Genomic DNA, 20,139 nt, shown 5'->3' on the forward strand with positions numbered 1-20,139 from the left:
TTTAAAGGTAAAGACTCTATGGCAAGTGTAGGTATCTTTTTTGGTAGCGATACAGGTAACACCGAAGCTATTGCAAAGATGATTCAGAAACAACTGGGTAAAAAACTGGTTCACGTTCAAGATATTGCTAAAAGCAGCAAAGAAGACATTGATAACTTCGATCTGTTGCTGCTCGGTATCCCTACCTGGTATTACGGTGAAGCTCAATGTGACTGGGATGATTTTTTCCCTGAATTAGAAGCCATTGATTTTTCAACCAAGCTCGTCGCTGTATTTGGTTGTGGTGACCAGGAAGACTACGCTGAGTACTTCTGTGACGCGATGGGCACCGTGCGTGACATCGTTGAAGCCAAAGGCGCAACCATTGTGGGTCACTGGCCAACAGAAGGTTACGAGTTCGAAGCGTCGAAAGCGCTGGTTGATGAAAACCACTTCATCGGCCTGTGTATTGATGAAGACCGTCAGCCAGAACTGACTGAGCAACGTGTGACCAAATGGGTAACCCAGGTTTACGAAGAGATGTGCCTGGCTGAGCTGGAAGACTAAGCTTGTCGCACTGATTGAAAAAACCCTGCCTGGCAGGGTTTTTTTATATCCGCTTACGCTTAGCGCAGATTTACCACATCACCTGACCGATAAGCGGTGCCACCAGCACGGTGATAATTCCCGCTATCATCATCGCCACGCTCGAGACGACCCCTTCGGAGTGACCAAGCTGATAGGCTTTAGCGGTACCAGCACCATGGGCTGAGGCCCCTAAGCTGGCACCACGTCCCAGACGGGAGCGAATCGACAACAAGGTAAAAATCACCTCGCCGACCAGCATACCTATCACTCCAGTCAGCACCACAAACAGCGCAGTGAGATCGGTTTGTCCGCCGACTGACTTGGTGGCCTCGACAGCAAAAGGGGTCGTGATTGAACGCATCGCCAGGCTGCGTTGCAGCAATTCCGGCAACTCAAGCCAATGGGCCAGGAATACCGTTGAGCTGACCGCAACCACCACAGAAACCGCCACGCCAGCTGATAAAGAGAGCCAGTGGCGCGCGATCAAATGTCGGTTATCATAGACAGGAACCGCAAACGCTACCGTGGCAGGGCCCAGCATCCATACCAGCCAGTGTGACTCGGCCATATAGTCCTGATAAGAGATATGCAAACCCACCACCACCAGAATAAGTAACACAGGTACCAGCAATAACGGCATCAACAACATAGTCTGCTTACGACGATAGAGCGCCTTACTGGCAAAATAGAGCACTAATGTCATTAACAGACAAACTGCCCCCAACAGCGGAGTTCCGGCAGCCATCATTATGCTTCCTGCCCTAACTGACTGCGCCGCCGCGCCACTTTGAGCTCATAACGATACAGCTTGTCAACGACCCAGGCCGTACAGGCAATCACTATGATGGTACTCAATACCAGCACCAGCAGAATGCGCAACCCTTGCTGTGCGAGCATATCCTGATAATTGATCACTGCCACCACAGCCGGAATAAAAAACAGCAGCATCTCGGCCAGCAACCAGCTGGCACCACGCCGGAACCAGTCCACTTTGACCACTCGGCACATCACCAAGGCCAGCAGCATCAGCATGCCGGTTAAATTAGCCGGTAATGGCAGATGGAAGTGTGCCACCAGCTCATCGGCGATGAACCAGATCAGGGTTAATGCTGTGACCTGACCCAGAGTCATCAGCGCGTTCATTAGTTTTATCATTGCCCATTTGCCTTTTTGAGAAGTCAATCACAGTATAGGCAGAGGTAAAACCATCATAAAATGAATTTTTATTATTCAATTCATGCCAAAATGGAATATTTAGCAACCGGAGTGAACGACATGGACATCAAAGCACTGCGTTATTTTATTGAAGTGGTCAACGAGCAGAGTTTTACCCGGGCGTCAGAAAAGTTGTTTGTCACCCAACCGACCATCAGTAAGATGATTCGCAGCCTGGAGCAGGAAGTCGAACAGCCATTACTGCACCGGGAAGGTCGCCGTTTGTGGCTCACCGATGCCGGTGAAGTGGTTTATCAGCGTGCCCAGCAGATCCTGGCTCAGTTCAACCAGCTCAATGCTGAGCTGCTCGACCTCAACCAATTGCAACGCGGCCACCTGCGCCTCGGAATACCGCCCATGGTCGGTCATATGTACGCCGGATTGATTCGCCAGTATCGCCAAGCCTTTCCTAATGTCGAACTGACCATCGTTGAGTGCGGCGGACGTAAAATTGAGCAAGCCGTGTATAACGGTGAGCTTGACGTCGCCGTCACCATGCTCTCGCCCAGCGCCGCCGACACGCTCAATATTCTCGATCTCGACAGTTACCCGATTTGCGCCGTGCTGCCGGATGTCGCGCCCTGGAACGAGATGGACAGTGTGCACTGGCAGGATATTCAGCACGAGCCGTTTTATCTGTATACCGATGATTTCACCCTCAGCGAATACATAGCAACTCTGTGTCAGCAACAGGCGATCACACCTTCTGTCGCCGCACGCAGCAGCCAGTGGGACTTTCTGGTCGCACTGGTCAAAAGCGGCGTGGGCGTCGCTTTTTTACCTGAGCCTTTGTGTCATCGTATTCAGGGCGAAGGTGTGGTGATAAAAGCCATGTCACCTTCAATTGAATGGCGCTTGGGCGCTATCTGGCACGCCGAGCGCTACGTGCCGCGTACGGCGGAAGCGTGGATTGATGTATGCCGGGCCTATCGCAACCGCACACGCTAGCGCTGCTGCCCGTAACGCCGCGCGGCACGGTCGTCCTGCGTCACAACCTGACTGGTCGACGTTATCGACTCTGCCGGGCTTAACGACTCGACCAAGGCAATATTTTCCGATCGCACTGTTGTTTGTGATTCCATCATCGCTGAGGGCTCCACATCGCGGTATTTGGGCTTCTTGCGCACATAGAGCTGGCGATGCACTTCCGACACCACTTCACCATGCGCGTTTTTGACATGGATGATGAATTCGGGAAAACACTTATCACCACATGCGGTTGCAGCCAGAATGTCATCCAGTTGCTGTTGCGAGATCAAAAAGTCCGCATGCAAATCGGTATGGCCGGGTTTAATAAAATTGATACTCGCCTGCTTGTCCCAGACATAGTACTGATCGCCGAGGATCCCCATCAACATCAGAGCGTAAACCGGATCGGTTAAAGAAAAGATACTGCCGCCATATTGCGAGCGATTGGCATTTTTGTTCCACCAACGCAGCTTTAACTGCAGACGCGCTTCACGAAAATCATTACTGATAGTGACTATTTTAATCCCTGAGCCCCAAAATGGTGGCCAGCAGTTCAATGCCCATTTCACCACACCAGGACGATAGAGTTTTGCGAGGGTTGTATGCATTATGTAAATACCTCTGACGCCATGTAGATACCCAGCCAGCGTAAAATCAGGGAGTTAAGCGTCAACCGCCCAAAATTTTACCTCTGCCAAATGTTAACAAAGTGTAACTGGTCGGATTACTTATATCAGTGATGTACTCCCGCTTTATAATAATTAGTAGTAACCCTTTGAAGTTCGTGGTTTATTGTTCGCGGCGACTAACCTATAATGTTGGACAACATTGACTTCTGTTAATTACTGCAGATCATCAACGGGAAAGTATATGTCAGACAATAACCAAGCGCTAAAGGATGCTGGTCTTAAAGTAACCCTTCCACGGCTCAAGATTTTAGAAGTATTACAGCAGCCTGAGTGCCAACATATTAGTGCTGAGGAGCTGTACAAGAAGCTGATTGATCTCGGTGAAGAGATTGGCCTTGCCACAGTTTATCGGGTACTAAACCAGTTTGATGATGCAGGCATCGTGACCCGTCACCATTTTGAAGGCGGTAAATCGGTATTTGAACTGTCAACGCAGCACCACCACGACCACCTGGTCTGCCTGGACTGCGGTGAAGTAATTGAATTTTCGGACGATATGATCGAAGATCGTCAGAAACAAATTGCCGCGCAGTACAATGTCCAACTGACCAACCACAGCCTGTATCTTTACGGCAAATGCGCAGACGGAAGTTGCAAAGACAACCCTGACGCTCACAAGCCGAAGAAATAAAAAAAACCACCGTTTTGCGGTGGTTTTTTTACATCAGACGACTGACTTAACTCAGAAATAATCCCGAATCAGCACCTCAGCAATCTGCACTGCATTGGTCGCCGCACCTTTACGCACGTTGTCAGCCACAACCCACAGGTTAATACCACTGTGATGGCTGATGTCGTTACGGATACGTCCCACCATCACATGGTCTTTACCGCCGGCATCACGCACCTGGGTCGGGAAATCTTCACCCTTGAACACTTCCACTCCTTCGGTGTGTTCCAGCAAATCAATCACCTGCTCAGCATCGATCGGAGCACTGGTTTCAACGTGCAGCGCTTCTGCATGACCGTAGAAAACTGGCACACGCACACAGGTCGGGTTAACCGTAATCGCCGCATCATTAAAAATCTTCTGCGTTTCCCACACCATTTTCATTTCTTCTTTGGTGTAGCCGTTGTCCATAAACTGATCGATTTGCGGAATACAGTTAAACGCGATTTGCTGACGAAACTCTTTACTCTCAGCCGGAATACCGTTCAGCAGCTTGGCGGTCTGTCCTGCCAGCTCATCAATGCCAGCTTTACCGGCTCCGGATACCGACTGGTAAGTCGTGACGTTAATGCGCTCAATACCCACCGCATCATAAATCGGCTTCAGTGCGACCAGCATCTGGATGGTCGAGCAATTCGGGTTAGCGATGATGTTACGGTTACGGAAATCCGCCACCGCTTGTGGGTTCACTTCCGGCACAACCAACGGAATGTCGTAGTCATAACGAAACTGTGAGGTGTTATCAATCACCACCACACCAGCATCTGCCGCGATCGGCGCGTACTGGGCTGACAGTTCACCACCTGCAGAGAACAACGCAATATGAACTTGCGTCCAGTCAAAGTTTTCGACATTCTCGACCCGGACCGTTTTACCGTTGAAACGGTAAGTCTTGCCCTCACTGCGCTCACTGGCCAGCAGGTACAGATTGCCGACCGGGAACTTACGCTCCTGCAGTACTTCCAGCATCGTTTCACCGACGGCGCCTGTTGCACCAAATATTGCAACGTTAAATTCTTGGCTCATTCGTTACCTCAATTTTAAAACCTAATTTCGCCAGCGGCTCCAGATTACATCCGGCATCACCAACGAGTGTGACCGCGCTATACTCACGTCTGTCCCAATAGTGTTTACGCATTTGGTCAAACGCGCCAGGTTTGTGTATTTCGCGACGGAACAGTGCGTCATCCCTACGCACATCATAAATCAGTTGGGTTAAGGACAGCAGTGTCGCTTCATCCCAGGCCCGATCCAGCGTCACCTCGGGAACCGGAGCTACCGGCAGTAAGCTGGATGGATTAGCACAATGAGCTTCACCCAGAAACTCACAGTAGCTGTTAAAAATCATCGTCGTACCACGCGCCTTACCTTCCAGACCATAACCGGCGATATGTGGCGTCGCGAACGCCAACAGAGGCAGCAGTGTCATATCGACCTGAGGTTCATACTCGAACACATCCAGCGCAGCGGTGAAACCGTCACGCTCCAGCAGACGCGCTTTCAGCGCTTCGTTATCGACAATCGGACCACGAGCGGCGTTAATCAGGATCTGGTCACTGCGCAGATTCGCCAGCACGTCGGCGTTGATCAGGTGATGGGTCGGCCATTCACCGTCTTTGGTGATCGGCGTATGCACAGTAATCACATCCGCTTCACTAAGCAAAGCCTCAAGCGGAGTGAAGACACGAGAGTCACCTTGCGCCTGTTTCGGTGGATCATTGAGCAGAACTTTGATGCCCATACCGCTCAGACACTCGGCCAGATAGCTGCCCACCTGGCCCGCGCCAATGATACCGACCGTCTTATCAAAGACCGAAAAACCCTGTTGCTGTGACAGCACCATCAACACACTGACCACATATTCCGCCACACCGACTTTGTTACAGCCTGGTGCCGCAGTAAAGAAGATTCCGCGATCTTGCAGCAACGCCTGGTCTACATGGTCCATTCCCGCAGTCGCCGTACCGACAAACTTCAGCTTATTGGCCTTACTGATCAGTTCCTGGTTGACTTTGGTCACCGAACGAATCATCAGCGCATCGACATCAATCAGATCGTCGGCGGTCAGAGTCCGGCCTGGTTTTAAAATCACCTCACCCAACTGGCTGAACAGCTCAGCTGCATAAGGCATGTTTTCGTCGATCACAATTTTCATACAGAGTTCACATTATTTTTTGACTGGGGTTGCGTTACTAGTGTGCTTGGCAGGTTAACAACGCATTGTGCAGAAAAGCGTTGCCAGTGTCGAGGATTAACACGTCGGCCATAAAAATGCCCGGCACCAAAAATGGTCGCCGGGCAATAACCAGAACAAAAGGATCCTGTCCCGCTCTCCATGGGACAGAGTCTGCGTCTGTTCGATCAGCCAGGCTGATCGGTTCTGGAAACGGATTGGTCAGAGGCGCTTAGCCCTGGTATTTCTTAATTACCAGCGTCGCGTTAGTGCCACCAAAACCAAAACTGTTTGACATCACAGTGGTCAGTTCCTGTTCACGAGCTTCAGTCACGATATCCAGACCTTGCGCCGCTTCATCCAGGTTTTCAATGTTGATGCTTGGTGCAACAAAACCGTGATGCAGCATCAGGGTTGAGTAGATCGCTTCGTGCACACCCGCCGCACCCAGAGCGTGACCTGTCATCGCTTTGGTTGCTGAAATCGCCGGGCTCTTACCGCCGAAGACCTGTTGAATCGCACCCAGTTCTTTCACATCACCAACCGGTGTTGACGTACCGTGTGTGTTTACGTAGTCCACGTCGTCCACGTTTTGCATCGCCATCTGCATACAACGCACTGCACCTTCACCAGACGGAGCGACCATGTCGTAACCGTCCGAAGTCGCACCGTAGCCGACGATTTCACCGTAGATTTTCGCGCCACGTGCCAGAGCGTGTTCCAGCTCTTCAATCACGACCATACCGCCGCCGCCGGAGATAACGAAACCGTCACGGTCTGCATCGTAGGTACGAGACGCTTTAGATGGATCGTCGTTGTACTTAGTTGACAGTGCACCCATCGCATCAAACATCATGGTCAGTGACCAGTCCAGTTCTTCACCGCCGCCCGCGAATACGATGTCCTGTTTACCCAGTTGAATCAGTTCCATTGCGTTGCCGATACAGTGTGCAGATGTCGCACAAGCAGAGCTTATTGAGTAGTTAACGCCACGGATTTTAAATGGAGTTGCCAGACAAGCCGAAACCGTTGAAGACATAGTACGCGGTACCATGTATGGACCAACGCGCTTCACACCCTTCTCACGCAGAATATCGACCGCGTTCACCTGGTTCAGGGAAGACGCACCGCCCGATCCGGCAATGATACCTGTACGGTCGTTAGAAACCTGCTCTGGAGTCAGACCTGCATCAGCAATCGCCTGTTCCATCGACAGGTAAGCGTATGCCGCTGCATCGCCCATAAAACGCATTTGTTTACGGTCAATATGTTCAGCAGGGTTGATTTTCAGGTCGCCCCAAACTTGAGAACGTAGACCTTTCTCTTTGAATTGCTCAGAAGCATTGATGCCTGACTTACCTGCTTTAAGAGACGCTAAAACTTCTTCGACGTTGTTACCGATACTTGAAACAATACCCATACCGGTGATTACGACTCGTTTCATGTGACATTCCTATAATTCAAAATTCTGATAAATGATAACGAAGAAGGCCAACAAAAGTGGTCAGCTTTCCCATAAATCCGTACAATCCCGGCCCATAATTACGTCAAATATCATAGAACTCGCCCATTATGACTTCAATCACTCATGCACAACTCGGCTGGAATGAGGCCGGAACCCCGGTTTCTGACCAATTTGACGACGTCTATTTCTCTAACGTTAATGGGTTAGAAGAGACCCGTTACGTATTTCTGACCCAAAATCACCTTCCTCAGCGCTGGCACGAACACGATCAGCGCCGTTTCGTCATTGCCGAAACCGGATTCGGTACCGGACTTAACTTCCTTGCCGCCTGGCAATGGTTTGACAAGTTTAGACAGCAAAACCCACAAGCGACACTACAGCAGTTACATTTCATTAGTTTTGAAAAGTTTCCGCTCAGTCGTGCAGATTTAGTCCAGGCTCATCAGGCGTGGCCGGAACTGGCTGATTATGCCAGGCAATTACATCAGCATTATCCGCCTGCTGTGCCAGAATGTCACCGTATTGTACTGGCCGATGGCGCGGTCACCCTGGATTTATGGTTTGGTGACATTAAAGATTGCATGCCCGGCGTTCCGGTTCCTGAAAAAGGTCTGGTCGATGCCTGGTTCCTGGACGGCTTTGCTCCGAGTAAAAATCCCGAAATGTGGAATCAAAACCTGTTTAACGGCATGGCAATGATGGCGAAACAAGACTGTACCTGCGCCACTTTCACCGCAGCCGGTTTTGTGCGTCGCGGCCTGATAGAAGCCGGGTTTGACATGAAGAAAGTCAAAGGCTTTGGCACCAAACGGGAAATGATCGCCGGTGCCATGAGCGACAAACAGCCGGCCAGCAATATTAAACCCTGGTATCACATCGAGGCCCTGAGCGACGTCAAGGATGTGGCCATTATAGGTGGCGGTATCGCTAGTGCCGCTCTGGCTAAAGCATTGAGCGAACGTGGCGTGGCCATCACGCTGTATTGCCAGGACAGTGAAGCGGCTCAGGGCGCGTCCGGCAACCGCCAGGGCGCCGTCTATCCGCTGCTCAATGGTGAGCATAGCGGCGTGTCTCGCGTGTTTGCCCCGGCCTTTTTATACGCCCGCCAGTTCTTTGAGCAGATGGCAGAAAACATCGAATTCGATCATGACTGGTGTGGCGTGACTCAGTTACTGTGGGATGAAAAGTCCGCCAAAAAACTCAATAAAATGATCGCCGGTGATTTCAGTCACGATTTAGTCACCAAACTCAGCCCCGAGCAGAGCGCGCAAGCGGTCGGCTTACCGGTTGATGTGGAAAGCGTCCACTACCCGCTGGGCGGCTGGCTATGCCCGGCTCAGTTCACCACAGGGCTGCTGAACCATTTAACCCGACAAGGCAAACTGACTGCCCGTTATGATCATGAGCTGACCAAACTGGAATGGCTGGCTGACAGCCAGCAGTGGCAACTGTCCTTTGCCGGCACATCACCCGTGCAGCAGACGAGACATCATCAGTGCGTGATTATGGCCAATGGTCATCAGTTTGACGCCATCGAGCAGACCAAGCTACAGCCGCTGGGTAAAGTCAAAGGTCAGGTCAGTCATGTACCAAGCAACGACACCCTGCGGTTACTGCGTTCGGTTTTGTGTTACGACGGTTACATGACCCCGGCCAACCCAGACACAGCCACCCATTGCATCGGGGCGAGTTATGACCGCGAACACATCGACCGTGAATTTGACGCGCAGGCACAAACCGAAAATGGCGCACGTCTGGCCAAATGTGTCAGTACACAAAGCTGGCCGGCTCAGGTCGACACCTCAGGTAACGACTCACGTCAGGCCATCCGCTGCGTCAGCCGTGATCACCTGCCTTTTGTCGGCGGTATCGGTCAGATGGCGGAAATTCTCGAGCAGTACCAACAGTTGGTGCACATGGCACAGGATGAAGCGCCACGTGTGGCTCAGTACCCGCAACTGTATGGCTTGCTTGGTCTCGGTTCGCGTGGCCTAAGTTCGGCCCCTCTTCTGGCCGAAGTTCTGGCATCCATCATCTGTGGTGATCCGCTGCCGCTGCCGGTCGATGTGATGGAAAGCCTGCACCCGAGCCGGATGTGGGTGCGCCGCCTGCGTAAAGGTAAAGCCATCAGTGAACAATAATCACGCCGAATAGATAATAATCGCGCCGAATAGATAATAACCGCATTGCGTGAACTAACCTTCGGCAAATTCGTCGGCAAGATGGCACAACCGTTCCGTCCGCCACGGCAAAAAACAAAACGCCTCGCAATTTTGCGAGGCGTTTTTAGATTCATTGGCTGACAACAGTCAGCATCGACCTGTTGTCAGCTCATTAAGCCAGTTTAGCAACCGCTTCTTTCAGTTGAGCGTTGACCGCGTCGTCTTTCACCTGACCCGCTTCCAGATCAAACACATCGTAGAAGTTTGGTACAGACAGTGATGCTTTCACGTTACCAGCAAAGAAAGGTGCAGAACCGACTGCAGCAGCCAGAACAGATTGCGCGCCGCCAGGGCCAGGTGATGTAGACAGGTAAACCGCTGGTTTGTTCTTAAACACTTCGCGATCGATACGAGTTGCCCAGTCAAACAGGTTTTTAAAGGCAGCCGGGTAATGGCCGTTGTGCTCTGCGTACGAAATCACCAGGGCGTCAGCATCAGCCAAATCACGCAGGAACGCTTGTGCACCTTCAGCCTGGCCGATCTCTTTTTCCAGATCTTCGCTGAACATAGGCACGCTGTAGTCGCTGATGTTCAGAACTTTAACGTCTGCGCCATCAACAAGACCAGCGGTGTAAGTCGCTAATGCTTTGTTAATTGATGTTGAGCTAGTACTAGCTCCGAATGCGATAACTTTCATGTCGGTAATCCTATCTGTTCGGTTGATGATGATAGAGTAATCATTCGACCGCTCAACAACAACTATAAAACTTTTATGGATTCATTCGAATAATTTGAACGATCGATAATGCGGCCATCAGGCCTGAGCAGCCAATTCCTGCCAAAGATCGGCAACAATGATGCGGTCAGCCGGGGTCAGCTCTGAACGAGCCTGTTCCAGGCTATTCTCGATACGGCTTTTAAACTCGTTCAGATCATTAATGCCCTCTTCTTCACACGCTGCCGCGGATAACGAAATATGACCACGCAGATAACCACCGGCAAACAGCTCATCGTCCGACGCCGTCGCGATACGGGTATCAATCAGCTCAAGGAGTTTTTCTTCAAATTCAATAATCATAGTTATCTCGTTACTTCACAATAAATTGGTCTGGACTGAGCGGCGGCGTGTGGTAAAACGCGCGCAGCGCTTGCGACAGCATGTTCACTCGGGTTGGTAATCCGCTGGCCAGAATCGACCGTACTTCTTGTTGCACTTTGTGCATAAAAGCCAGCCGGTCCGGCTCAAAATCGCCGTTAAGGTTGTCACAACTGACCGTAAAAGGAAAGCCTGCACTCAACGAGAAGATCCACTCATACGCCTGAGGGCGCACCTCTACCTGCTCAAACCGGGCCTGAACCGCTTCCGTTCGTCCGTCTGGTTCGTACCAGTAGCCAAAATCCTCCAGCAAACGGCGCTCAGGACCCGCTACACACCAGTGAGATATTTCATGTAACGCCGAGGCATAAAAACCGCGGGCAAAAATGATCCTGTGGTAAGGCGTGCTGTCATCAGCAGGCAGATAAACCGGCTCGTCATCACCGCGCACCAGACGGGTGTTAAAATCAGCAAAAAAGGTTTGATCGAAAATAGCGATCAAATCGGAATATTGGTGGGACATAAGATTAAGGTTAACAGTCATCGACAGCGCGCATTTTGGCGATTTTTTCGCGGCGGGTAAAGTGCAATCAGCCAGCGTGTGACAACCTGGGCTCTGCACCAACAAAAACGCCCTCACATGAGGGCGTTTTTGGGGTGAAGAGCTCGGATTATCAGATAACCGGTGTGTCAGTGGTGACACCAAAATTCTGCCCGCGATGACGCAGCAGATGGTCAAGAACCACAATCGCCAGCATCGCTTCGGCAATCGGTACCGCACGGATACCGACACAAGGATCGTGACGACCTTTAGTGATCAGCTGAGTTGGCTCACCGGTACGGGTAATGGTATCGCCCGGAACCGTAATGCTCGAGGTCGGTTTCAGCGCGATATTCGCCACTAAGTCCTGGCCGGTTGAGATACCGCCCAGAATACCGCCGGCATGGTTAGAGCTGAACCCCTGCGGAGTCAGTGGATCACGATGCTCACTGCCCTTTTGCTGCACTACATCAAAACCATCGCCGATTTCCACCCCTTTGACCGCATTGATGCTCATCAGTGCATGCGCAATGTCTGCATCCAGACGGTCAAATACCGGCTCACCAAGACCAACCGGTACATTGGTAGCGACGACCTGAATTTTGGCACCAATCGAATCGCCTTCTTTTTTCAGATCGCGAATCAGTTGGTCAAAAGCCTCCACTTTATCAACATCAGGACAAAAGAACGCATTGTTATCGATTTCGTTCCAGTCCACTTTATCGATCGCAACATCGCCCATCTGTGCCAGATAAGCTCGGATCTCGATGCCAAATTCCTGTTTGAGGTATTTCTTGGCAATACCACCGGCGGCAACACGCATCGCGGTTTCGCGAGCCGATGAGCGGCCACCGCCACGATAATCACGCACCCCATATTTCTGATGGTAGGTATAGTCAGCGTGTCCCGGACGGAACTTATCTTTAATGTCGGAATAATCTTTGGAACGTTGATCGGTATTTTCAATCAGCAGACCAATCGAAGTGCCGGTCGTTTTACCTTCAAACACACCCGACAAAATCTTTACTTCATCCGCTTCGCGGCGCTGCGTAGTATAACGCGATGTGCCCGGACGACGACGATCTAAGTCGACCTGCAGATCTGCTTCACTGATTTCTAACCCCGGAGGGCAACCGTCTACGATACATCCCAGTGCGATACCGTGACTTTCTCCGAATGTCGTTACCCGGAAATGTTGTCCGATACTGTTTCCTGCCATTATGTCCTCAAATTAGCTTGCTGCGCACGTTGAACGCGACGCCCGCAGCACTCATTACTATTCTTCGTGGAATCATAGTCGCTTTATTACGATTTGATGTAAAGCCTAAGCTTGCACAATTTGTGCAATCTTTCTCCCTAAAATGGGCATCACCTTTCCAATCCACTGATTTACATACGATCAGCCATTAAAAAGATAAAAAAACACCGGCTGCAAAGCCGGTGTTCTAGACAACTGTCTTAACTATGTATACAGCTCAGTGCTGGTTAATCCAGATAGAGTGCAAACTCATCGGCACACGCCAGCAGCTGATCGCGGGTCAGCATGAATACGCCGTGACCACCATTTTCAAACTCGATCCAGGTAAATGGGATCTCCGGGTACTGCTCCATCATGTGAATCATCGAGTTACCCACTTCACAGATCAAAATACCTTTCTCAGTCAGGTAATTCGGGGCATTCGCCAGAATACGGCGCACCAGCTTAAGGCCGTCGGTTCCGGCCGCCAGACCCAGTTCAGGCTCGTGACGGAACTCATCCGGCAGACTGTTCATGTCTTCTTCATCCACATATGGTGGGTTGGTGACAATCACATCGTACTGCTCTTTTGGTAGATCGCGGAACAGGTCAGAACGAATCGGGTACACTTGCTGTTCCAGTCCGTGGTCCTGGATATTTTGCTCAGCCACTTCCAGCGCTGCCGCCGAAATATCAATCGCATCCACTTCTGCATCAGGGAATGCGTGTGCACAGGCAATTGCGATACAGCCACTGCCGGTACACATATCCATGATACGTTGCGGCTCTTCTACCAGCCAAGGTTCAAACTGAGCCTGAATCAGCTCACCAATCGGTGAACGTGGCACCAGCACCCGCTCATCAACAAAAAATTCCAGGCCGCAGAACCAGGCTTTATTGGTCAGGTAAGCCACCGGGGTGCGATCTTTAATCCGCATCACCACACGCTCAACCACACGCAAACGCTCGCTGGTCGTCAGACGTGAGTTCAACACATGAGGAGGCACATCAATCGGTAAATAAAGGGTTGGCAGGATCAGTTGAACCGCTTCATCCCACGCATTGTCGGTACCGTGACCATAAAATAAGTTCGCAGCGTTAAAGCGACTCACCGTCCAACGAATCATATCTTGAAGCGTATGCAGCTCTGAAACCGCCTCTTCTACAAAAATCTTATCCAAACTTGCCTCCGAAAAGCGCTACAATACTGCCAATTTCGATTTATAACAGATTATCTAATCCCAAATGAGCAAAAAAGAGACCGAATTCAACGACAACTATGAAGTCGACACCGATGACGATTTCGCTTTATTTCAGGATGCAGTAAAGGGCGTTAAAAAGTTGGCGCAGGATACCATAATCCAGGAGCCAAACAGAAATCCTAAACAAAAAGAAACCCGTCGTACCGCGCGCGAAGCCCGCGACAACGATTTCTACTTTTCCGATGAGTTCGTCCCCCTGCTCAGTGAAGAGGGGCCGACTCGTTACGCGCGCAGCGATGTGTCCAAATACGAGGTCAAACGTCTGCGACGCGGAGTCTATGTGCCGGATGTTTTCCTCGACATGCATGGCATGACGCAACAGGAAGCCAAACGTGAGCTTGGCGCCATGATCGCCTACTGCATCAAAGAAGGTACCCACTGTGCCTGCGTCCAACACGGCATTGGTAAACACATTCTCAAACAGAAGGTGCCATTGTGGCTGGCCCAGCATCCGGATGTGATGGCTTTCCACCAGGCGCCGCTGGAATTTGGCGGTGCCGGTGCACTACTGGTTCTGCTGTCAGTCCCAGAAAAATAGTCAGTCAGCAAAAAATAATTCTGAATAGCTATGAGTAGCTATGGCTTAACCTGTGAGTCATAGCCCTTTAGTACCTCATCTCATCCGGTATCGGCATATTCTCTTCTTTCAGTTTAGGTCGTTCGCCACCTTTACGCCGATATTGTTTCAGTTGGAACACATAAGCCAGTACCTGGGCCACAGCAACAAACAATCCGTCAGGAATTTCCTGTTCCAGTTCAGTGGTATGATACAAAGCCCGCGCTAAGGGCGGAGCCGGCACGATCATAATGTCATGCTCCCGTGCCACTTCACGAATTTTCAGGGCGAGGTGATCAACCCCTTTCGCTATCACCACCGGCGCCCGGTCGCGGTTTTGTGTATAACGCAGCGCAACCGAGAAGTGATCCGGGTTGGTAATAATAACATCCGCCTGCGGTACATCAGCCATCATACGCCGCTGCGCAGCCTCGCGTTGCAGCATCCGAATCCGTCCTTTCACCTCAGGTTTACCTTCGGTGTCTTTGTATTCGTCTTTGACTTCCTGCTTGGTCATTTTCAACTGATTGGCGTGTTGCCAGATCTGAAACGGAATATCGATCGCCACCACCACCAGCAGTGAACAGCTGATCAGCAAGACAAAATTAAGCAGAATATCCAGGGCATGAAAAATATTTTGCGGAAAGACATCCAGACTGAGCTGAAACAGATCTTGTTTCGACGCTTCAATCAGATAAAACGCCATCCCGGCCACCAGCAGTACTTTGAGAATCGATTTAATCAGCTCAACCCAGCTCTGCATGCCAAACATGCGCTTGATACCACTGAGCGGATTCATCTTGGATAATTTTGGCATCGCAGCTTCGGCTGAGAAACTGATCCCGCCGACGCCGGCTGCACCAATCAGCGCCGCAATAAATAACGTCACCAGAATAAGCAGCAGCGGCATCAGCAGCTGCACCAGCACACCGGAAATGATGTCGAACAGTTTGTTGACGTCAAAAATCTCTTCCCGGCTGAGGTTAAAAAGCCGCCCCATCGCAGTCAGCAAACCGCTGGCCATCGACTTTCCGAACCACATCAGAGATAAAGCGCCGACCACCAGTACCGACACAGACGCCAGCTCCTTCGACCGGGCAACCTGGCCTTTTTCTCGCGCCTGTTGCAACCGTCGGGGGGTGGCGTCTTCGGTCCTTTCTTGTCCGTCTGATTCTGCCAATTCAGCCTCCTGACACGCCGTGAATTAACATGTTAACCGGATCAGGCTGCACACCTGCTGTTCGCCCTGATTCCAGTACAGATCATAATGAGTATAGAGCCCGCTGATGATATACCAGCACAGCAGCAAGCCGACCATCAGCGCAAAGGCAAAACCGAGTGAAAAGATATTCAGCTGCGGCGCAGCGCGGGTCATCACCCCGAAGGATAAGTTGACCGTCAGCAGAGCGATGATGCCTGACAGTGACATACTAAGGGCCACTTTAAACATGGTCCCGAGCCACAACGCCAGCTCGCGAAAATCAACCGCGGTGAGCGAGCCAGAGCCAATCGGCAGACTTTTAAAACTCATCACCAGCAGCTGGATCATTTTCAGATGCCCATCGGTGGCAAGAAAAAACAGGGTGACGAGAAACATAAACAGCTGACCGAGCAGCGGCGTATTCTGACCGTTGGCAGGATCGACCATGGAAGCAAAACCCAAACTCGCCTGCATGCCGAGAATTTGGCCCAGCATCACAAAGGTCTGTACCATAAACTGGGTCACCATACCCATCGCCACTCCGATGATCAACTGCTCCAGCGTGGTCATAAAACCCTGAAAAGAGAGCAGTTGCAGATCAGCAGGAACGGCTGGGATAGCGGGCATAACGGCAAAGGTAATCGCCAGACCGAGATAAAGCCGGATACGAGTGGAAACAAATCGCGCCCCGGTGACACTCATCACCATCAGCATGGCTGAAATGCGGGTATAGGGCCAAAAATAGTTGGCGATAAAATCGAGGACGACGCTGGCAGGATATTCCATACGCCAGCCTAATACAGCACCTGAGGCAGGCGCTCAACGATGGAATAAAAGTATTCCATCAGCATTTGCGTCATCCAGTGCGCAAACGCCATCAGCGCCAGCAAAGTCACGATAAGACGCGGCAAAAAACTCAGCGTCTGTTCGTTAATGGAGGTTGCGGCCTGAAATATCGCCACCACCAGACCAATCAGCAGACTCGGCACTATGATGGCACAGACCATAATCAGGACCATCCACAGCGCATCACGAAACAGCTCGACAAAGACTTCTGGTGTCATTCAATGCTCCTGCTATAAGGCAAAACTGCCCGCTAGGGTTGACAGAATCAGATTCCATCCATCCACCAGCACAAACAGCATCAGTTTAAACGGTAACGAAACAATCATCGGCGACAACATCATCATACCCATCGCCATCAGTACCGAAGCAACGACCAAATCGATGATTAAGAACGGCAAAAACAGCATAAAGCCGATTTGGAAAGCCGTTTTAAGTTCAGAAGTAATGAAAGCCGGGATCAGCACGGCCATAGAGACATCCTCAGGATTCTGCGCCTCAGATCCTGAAATATTGACGAAGGTCTCGAGATCTTTCACCCGGGTCTGCTTGAGCATAAAATCTTTCATCGGCTCCTGAGCCAAATCAAAAGCCTGCCGGGCGGTGATCTGTTCATTGAGGTAAGGCTGTACGGCCTGGTCATTAATGCGGTTGAGAACCGGTGACATGATAAAAAAGGTCAGAAACACAGCAATGCCGATAATCACCTGGTTGGACGGCGTCTGCTGCAGCCCCATCGCCTGACGCAGAATCGACATTACCACGACGATACGGGTAAACGAGGTCATCAGAATGACCATGGCCGGCAAGAAGCCGAGCATGGTCATCAGGGCCAGGATCTGCAGATTGACCGAGTATTCCTCGCCGCCATCGGCAGTTGTCGTCATGGTAAAGGCAGGAATGCCCCCGCCGCCACTGCTTGAGCCCAGCGCCATCGTCCGGGCCGCCCCCTGCTCGCGTTCCATCGCCGAAACCGTCACATTTTCAGCGCCGGCGGCGGTGGCAGGGATGGGGGTTTCCAGTTCCTGCTGTGCACTGGCCAACGGCGCAAACAGCAGTGCAGACAACCACATAAGCACAGCTATCCAGGACAGCCGGTCGGGCAAGCGCTTAAACAGAGGGTTTATTATCATGTTTTTTCAGTAGCTGGGTCAGTTGATTAGTAAAAGAAGCCGCTTCCGTCTCCTGTGGCTGGAGTGGCTTGTCCAGTTTTGAGATCAGTTGAACAGATTGCGCGGTTACCCCTATCAGGAACTGCTCTTCCCCCGCCTGTACTATCATCACCCGCTCTTTGGTTCCGACGGCCAGTTGCCTGATCACACTCAGTCCTTTCTGCTGACCAAACGCGGGGACCCGCATACGCTTGAGCATCCAGGCCATGGCCAGAATCAGCGCGATGACAAAAATCAAAGAACCCAGCGTGGTCGCCAGGTCCAGTTGATTATTCTCCACCGCCAATGCCGGGGTCGAAAACAGCGCCAGGCTTATGAGCTTTTTCATAAGCTATCTCAGTTTCTTAATGCGTTCAGTCTGGCTGATCACATCGGTCAGACGGATACCAAACTTATCATTCACGACCACCACCTCGCCATGGGCTATCAGAGTGCCGTTTACCATCACATCCAGCGATTCACCGGCGATGCGATCCAGCTCGACGACCGAGCCCTGGTTAAGTTGCAGCAGGTTTCGGATACTGATCTTAGAGCGCCCCACTTCCATCGAAATGGTGACCGGGATATCCATAATGGTATCCAGTTTGCGCCGCTCATCATCTGAAATAGGCTGAGCACTATCTTTCAACTCATCCAGTGGCGCCGCCAGAATCTCATCGACATCAACGTCTGGCGCATTCGGGTCTTCCCCCAGTGCCGCAGCCCACTCGTCTGCAAGCTTTTGATCTTCTGATTTTGACATCTTTGTTACCTATTCTTGTCCAGCGTCATTTCATCATCCTCCTCGTCATCTTCCAGCTCGGCAATAATGTCCTTACCAAAGAAAGCGAGATCGGTCTTTACCACATCCGGGCGTTTAATTTTTTCCGATACCTGCACTGCCAGTTTATCGCCCGAGCGTCCCATCTTAACCCGGTAGGTCGGCAACTCTTCGACAAACATGGTGGCATGTTTGGGCATATTGATCGGGATAATATCGCCGACCTGCAGTTCCATCAGGTCACGCAGCGCCAGATCCTGCTCCAGCAGGTTGACGCGGAAATTGACCGGGACATCCATAATTTCTTCACGCAGTGCCGAGCTCCAGCGTACGTCGGTTTCCATCTTGTCTGACTGCACACCGGCATCCAGCAGTTCCCGAATCGGTTCCACCATGGAGTACGGCATCACTATGTGAAAATCACCGCCGCCGCCATCCACTTCAATATGAAACGAACTGACCACAATCACTTCGGTCGGGCTGACGATGTTGGCCATGCTCGGGTTCACTTCCGAATCGAGATACTCGAATTCCACCCCCATCACAGGCGCCCAGGCATCTTTGTAATCAGCAAATACAATTTTAAGCAGAAGCTGGATAACACGGCGTTCGGTCGGGGTGAACTCGCGACCTTCAATCCGCGCGTGGTAGCGGCCATCGCCACCAAAGAAGTTTTCCACCAGGATAAATACCAGGCGTGCCTCCATGGTGACCAGCGCTGTGCCTTTCAAAGGGCGAAAACGCACCATATTCAGGCTGGTCGGTACGTACAGGGTGTTCTGATACTCTCCGAACTTCATCATCTGTACGCCGTTAATCGACACTTCTGCGGTCTTGCGTAGCATATTAAACAGGCTGATACGCAGGTGACGGGCAAAGCGTTCGTTGATCAGCTCCAGGGTCGGCATTCGGCCGCGCACAATCCGATCCTGTGAGGAGAAATCGAAAGATACCGCACTGGTATCGGAGCTATCTAACTCTTCTTCAACGTCATCGACACTGTCCACACCGTGGAGCAGAGCATCGATTTCGTCCTGGCTTAATAGATCAGTCACACGTCACCTACTGCATAACAAAGTCAGTGAACAGAACCCGCTCAATCACAGGCTTACCGACGACTTTGGTCATGGCTGCTTTGATATCGTCTGTCGCCTGGTCGCGCAGGTCAATACGGCCAGTGGCGCTGCGCAGTTGCTCAACCGTAGCGGAAGCAAAGGTACTTAATAGCGTGCTTTCAACTAACGGCGAATGGTAACGGGCCTGATCTTCGTTTTCAGTCCCACGCACCATAAGCTGCACTTTAATTTGCACCATACGCTCACGCGCATCACCGCTGACATTAAACACAAACGGCTGGGCAATGTTGACGTAAGAGACCGGCTCAGCGACAGTTTCAACTTTCTCAGCGCTTTCTTCCTGAGCCTGCTCGCTGCCATCTGAGCCCATCAGGAAGAAAGCCGCACCGCCGCCGCCCAGTAGCAATACGACAGCAGCAATGATGATGATCATCAGTTTCTTTTTACTTTTCGGGGCACCATCAGGTAATTCTTCAACAGCCATA

General features: G+C 51.3%; 23 protein-coding genes and 1 pseudogene. 5 read left to right on the forward strand and 19 right to left on the reverse strand.

Features of this window, described 5'->3' with window-relative positions:
• Positions 1 to 18 precede the first annotated feature (18 nt).
• A complete protein-coding gene (gene fldA, locus J0X00_RS07775; RefSeq protein ID WP_136482527.1) occupies positions 19 to 546 on the forward strand; it encodes a flavodoxin FldA in 528 nt (175 codons plus the stop codon).
• 70 nt (positions 547 to 616) lie between these two features.
• On the opposite strand, the gene J0X00_RS07780 is transcribed toward fldA, so the two are convergent.
• Entirely contained in the window at positions 617 to 1,312 is a 696-nt protein-coding gene (locus tag J0X00_RS07780) for an LrgB family protein (protein WP_282478277.1), read from the reverse strand.
• Positions 1,313 to 1,314: 2 nt separating this feature from the next.
• A complete protein-coding gene (locus tag J0X00_RS07785) occupies positions 1,315 to 1,722 on the reverse strand; it encodes a CidA/LrgA family protein (protein ID WP_206208361.1) in 408 nt (135 codons plus the stop codon).
• 120 nt (positions 1,723 to 1,842) lie between these two features.
• On the opposite strand from J0X00_RS07785, the gene J0X00_RS07790 reads away from it, so the two are divergent.
• Positions 1,843 to 2,730 carry a LysR family transcriptional regulator gene (locus J0X00_RS07790; protein WP_282477862.1) on the forward strand — a complete coding sequence of 296 codons (888 nt, stop codon included), beginning with the start codon at positions 1,843 to 1,845 and terminating at the stop codon, positions 2,728 to 2,730.
• Positions 2,731 to 2,882: 152 nt separating this feature from the next.
• Here J0X00_RS07790 and J0X00_RS07795 read toward each other — a convergent pair.
• Positions 2,883 to 3,359, reverse strand: a pseudogene (locus J0X00_RS07795) (DUF4442 domain-containing protein); the annotation flags it as partial.
• A 262-nt stretch (positions 3,360 to 3,621) separates the two neighbouring features.
• Between J0X00_RS07795 and fcrX the strand changes: the two are divergent.
• Positions 3,622 to 4,071: a ferric iron uptake transcriptional regulator FcrX gene (gene fcrX / locus J0X00_RS07800; RefSeq protein ID WP_136482523.1), complete on the forward strand. Its 450-nt coding sequence runs from the start codon at positions 3,622 to 3,624 to the stop codon at positions 4,069 to 4,071.
• A 51-nt stretch (positions 4,072 to 4,122) separates the two neighbouring features.
• Here the strand turns inward: fcrX and J0X00_RS07805 are convergent, their stop codons facing one another.
• From J0X00_RS07805 to fabB, 3 genes are all read right to left on the reverse strand, one after another.
• Entirely contained in the window at positions 4,123 to 5,136 is a 1,014-nt protein-coding gene (locus J0X00_RS07805; RefSeq protein ID WP_136482521.1) for an aspartate-semialdehyde dehydrogenase, read from the reverse strand.
• Complete coding sequence (locus tag J0X00_RS07810) at positions 5,120 to 6,265, reverse strand: 4-phosphoerythronate dehydrogenase (RefSeq protein WP_136482519.1); 1,146 nt, start codon at positions 6,263 to 6,265, stop codon at positions 5,120 to 5,122. Before J0X00_RS07810 ends, J0X00_RS07805 begins: the two co-directional genes overlap by 17 nt.
• A gap of 250 nt (positions 6,266 to 6,515) precedes the next feature.
• Positions 6,516 to 7,727, reverse strand: a complete 1,212-nt coding sequence (fabB, locus tag J0X00_RS07815; protein WP_136482516.1) for a beta-ketoacyl-ACP synthase I — start codon at positions 7,725 to 7,727, stop codon at positions 6,516 to 6,518.
• A 128-nt stretch (positions 7,728 to 7,855) separates the two neighbouring features.
• Here fabB and mnmC point away from each other — a divergent pair, with 128 nt between their 5' ends.
• Positions 7,856 to 9,889: a bifunctional tRNA (5-methylaminomethyl-2-thiouridine)(34)-methyltransferase MnmD/FAD-dependent 5-carboxymethylaminomethyl-2-thiouridine(34) oxidoreductase MnmC gene (gene mnmC, locus J0X00_RS07820; RefSeq protein WP_282477863.1), complete on the forward strand. Its 2,034-nt coding sequence runs from the start codon at positions 7,856 to 7,858 to the stop codon at positions 9,887 to 9,889.
• Between the two features lie 193 nt (positions 9,890 to 10,082).
• On the opposite strand, the gene J0X00_RS07825 is transcribed toward mnmC, so the two are convergent.
• From J0X00_RS07825 to prmB, 5 genes are all read right to left on the reverse strand, one after another.
• On the reverse strand, positions 10,083 to 10,607 hold the full coding sequence (locus tag J0X00_RS07825) for an NADPH-dependent FMN reductase (protein ID WP_282477864.1): 525 nt from the start codon (positions 10,605 to 10,607) through the stop codon (positions 10,083 to 10,085).
• A 117-nt stretch (positions 10,608 to 10,724) separates the two neighbouring features.
• On the reverse strand, positions 10,725 to 10,988 hold the full coding sequence (locus tag J0X00_RS07830) for a YfcL family protein (protein WP_136482510.1): 264 nt from the start codon (positions 10,986 to 10,988) through the stop codon (positions 10,725 to 10,727).
• A 10-nt stretch (positions 10,989 to 10,998) separates the two neighbouring features.
• On the reverse strand, positions 10,999 to 11,529 hold the full coding sequence (locus tag J0X00_RS07835) for an elongation factor P hydroxylase (RefSeq protein WP_136482508.1): 531 nt from the start codon (positions 11,527 to 11,529) through the stop codon (positions 10,999 to 11,001).
• Between the two features lie 151 nt (positions 11,530 to 11,680).
• Complete coding sequence (gene aroC, locus J0X00_RS07840) at positions 11,681 to 12,766, reverse strand: chorismate synthase (RefSeq protein ID WP_136482506.1); 1,086 nt, start codon at positions 12,764 to 12,766, stop codon at positions 11,681 to 11,683.
• Between the two features lie 266 nt (positions 12,767 to 13,032).
• Positions 13,033 to 13,965: a 50S ribosomal protein L3 N(5)-glutamine methyltransferase gene (gene prmB, locus J0X00_RS07845; protein WP_218562823.1), complete on the reverse strand. Its 933-nt coding sequence runs from the start codon at positions 13,963 to 13,965 to the stop codon at positions 13,033 to 13,035.
• Between the two features lie 64 nt (positions 13,966 to 14,029).
• On the opposite strand from prmB, the gene smrB reads away from it, so the two are divergent.
• Entirely contained in the window at positions 14,030 to 14,584 is a 555-nt protein-coding gene (gene smrB, locus J0X00_RS07850) for an endonuclease SmrB (RefSeq protein ID WP_136482502.1), read from the forward strand.
• A gap of 67 nt (positions 14,585 to 14,651) precedes the next feature.
• On the opposite strand, the gene flhB is transcribed toward smrB, so the two are convergent.
• The 8 genes from flhB to fliL are packed head-to-tail and all read right to left on the reverse strand — an operon-like array spanning position 14,652 to position 20,138.
• The gene (gene flhB, locus J0X00_RS07855) at positions 14,652 to 15,782 is read right to left on the reverse strand and encodes a flagellar biosynthesis protein FlhB (protein ID WP_136482499.1); all 1,131 of its coding nucleotides are present in this window, start codon (positions 15,780 to 15,782) and stop codon (positions 14,652 to 14,654) included.
• A 24-nt stretch (positions 15,783 to 15,806) separates the two neighbouring features.
• On the reverse strand, positions 15,807 to 16,589 hold the full coding sequence (gene fliR, locus J0X00_RS07860) for a flagellar biosynthetic protein FliR (RefSeq protein ID WP_136482497.1): 783 nt from the start codon (positions 16,587 to 16,589) through the stop codon (positions 15,807 to 15,809).
• A gap of 8 nt (positions 16,590 to 16,597) precedes the next feature.
• On the reverse strand, positions 16,598 to 16,867 hold the full coding sequence (gene fliQ, locus J0X00_RS07865; RefSeq protein WP_136482495.1) for a flagellar biosynthesis protein FliQ: 270 nt from the start codon (positions 16,865 to 16,867) through the stop codon (positions 16,598 to 16,600).
• Between the two features lie 12 nt (positions 16,868 to 16,879).
• Entirely contained in the window at positions 16,880 to 17,719 is an 840-nt protein-coding gene (fliP, locus tag J0X00_RS07870; protein WP_136482493.1) for a flagellar type III secretion system pore protein FliP, read from the reverse strand.
• 37 nt (positions 17,720 to 17,756) lie between these two features.
• Complete coding sequence (gene fliO, locus J0X00_RS07875) at positions 17,757 to 18,146, reverse strand: flagellar biosynthetic protein FliO (protein WP_136482491.1); 390 nt, start codon at positions 18,144 to 18,146, stop codon at positions 17,757 to 17,759.
• A 3-nt stretch (positions 18,147 to 18,149) separates the two neighbouring features.
• Entirely contained in the window at positions 18,150 to 18,560 is a 411-nt protein-coding gene (gene fliN / locus J0X00_RS07880) for a flagellar motor switch protein FliN (protein WP_136482489.1), read from the reverse strand.
• Between the two features lie 5 nt (positions 18,561 to 18,565).
• A complete protein-coding gene (gene fliM / locus J0X00_RS07885) occupies positions 18,566 to 19,633 on the reverse strand; it encodes a flagellar motor switch protein FliM (RefSeq protein ID WP_136482487.1) in 1,068 nt (355 codons plus the stop codon).
• A 7-nt stretch (positions 19,634 to 19,640) separates the two neighbouring features.
• Positions 19,641 to 20,138, reverse strand: a complete 498-nt coding sequence (gene fliL, locus J0X00_RS07890; RefSeq protein ID WP_136482486.1) for a flagellar basal body-associated protein FliL — start codon at positions 20,136 to 20,138, stop codon at positions 19,641 to 19,643.
• Between the last annotated feature and the right edge of the window lies 1 nt (position 20,139).

The organism is Vibrio sp. ABG19, assembly GCF_029962385.1.
Classification (GTDB): Bacteria; Pseudomonadota; Gammaproteobacteria; order Enterobacterales; family Vibrionaceae; genus Vibrio; species Vibrio ostreae.

Bases quoted from the DNA above. Each gene is read 5' to 3' on its own strand.
- fldA (WP_136482527.1), top strand. From the start codon at position 19: ATGGCAAGTGTAGGTATCTTTTTTGGTAGCGATACAGGTAACACCGAA.
- J0X00_RS07780 (WP_282478277.1), bottom strand. From the start codon at position 1,312: ATGGCTGCCGGAACTCCGCTGTTGGGGGCAGTTTGTCTGTTAATGACA.
- J0X00_RS07785 (WP_206208361.1), bottom strand. From the start codon at position 1,722: ATGATAAAACTAATGAACGCGCTGATGACTCTGGGTCAGGTCACAGCA.
- J0X00_RS07790 (WP_282477862.1), top strand. From the start codon at position 1,843: ATGGACATCAAAGCACTGCGTTATTTTATTGAAGTGGTCAACGAGCAG.
- fcrX (WP_136482523.1), top strand. From the start codon at position 3,622: ATGTCAGACAATAACCAAGCGCTAAAGGATGCTGGTCTTAAAGTAACC.
- J0X00_RS07805 (WP_136482521.1), bottom strand. From the start codon at position 5,136: ATGAGCCAAGAATTTAACGTTGCAATATTTGGTGCAACAGGCGCCGTC.
- J0X00_RS07810 (WP_136482519.1), bottom strand. From the start codon at position 6,265: ATGAAAATTGTGATCGACGAAAACATGCCTTATGCAGCTGAGCTGTTC.
- fabB (WP_136482516.1), bottom strand. From the start codon at position 7,727: ATGAAACGAGTCGTAATCACCGGTATGGGTATTGTTTCAAGTATCGGT.
- mnmC (WP_282477863.1), top strand. From the start codon at position 7,856: ATGACTTCAATCACTCATGCACAACTCGGCTGGAATGAGGCCGGAACC.
- J0X00_RS07825 (WP_282477864.1), bottom strand. From the start codon at position 10,607: ATGAAAGTTATCGCATTCGGAGCTAGTACTAGCTCAACATCAATTAAC.
- J0X00_RS07830 (WP_136482510.1), bottom strand. From the start codon at position 10,988: ATGATTATTGAATTTGAAGAAAAACTCCTTGAGCTGATTGATACCCGT.
- J0X00_RS07835 (WP_136482508.1), bottom strand. From the start codon at position 11,529: ATGTCCCACCAATATTCCGATTTGATCGCTATTTTCGATCAAACCTTT.
- aroC (WP_136482506.1), bottom strand. From the start codon at position 12,766: ATGGCAGGAAACAGTATCGGACAACATTTCCGGGTAACGACATTCGGA.
- smrB (WP_136482502.1), top strand. From the start codon at position 14,030: ATGAGCAAAAAAGAGACCGAATTCAACGACAACTATGAAGTCGACACC.
- fliR (WP_136482497.1), bottom strand. From the start codon at position 16,589: ATGGAATATCCTGCCAGCGTCGTCCTCGATTTTATCGCCAACTATTTT.
- fliQ (WP_136482495.1), bottom strand. From the start codon at position 16,867: ATGACACCAGAAGTCTTTGTCGAGCTGTTTCGTGATGCGCTGTGGATG.
- fliP (WP_136482493.1), bottom strand. From the start codon at position 17,719: ATGTGGTTGTCTGCACTGCTGTTTGCGCCGTTGGCCAGTGCACAGCAG.
- fliO (WP_136482491.1), bottom strand. From the start codon at position 18,146: ATGAAAAAGCTCATAAGCCTGGCGCTGTTTTCGACCCCGGCATTGGCG.
- fliN (WP_136482489.1), bottom strand. From the start codon at position 18,560: ATGTCAAAATCAGAAGATCAAAAGCTTGCAGACGAGTGGGCTGCGGCA.
- fliL (WP_136482486.1), bottom strand. From the start codon at position 20,138: ATGGCTGTTGAAGAATTACCTGATGGTGCCCCGAAAAGTAAAAAGAAA.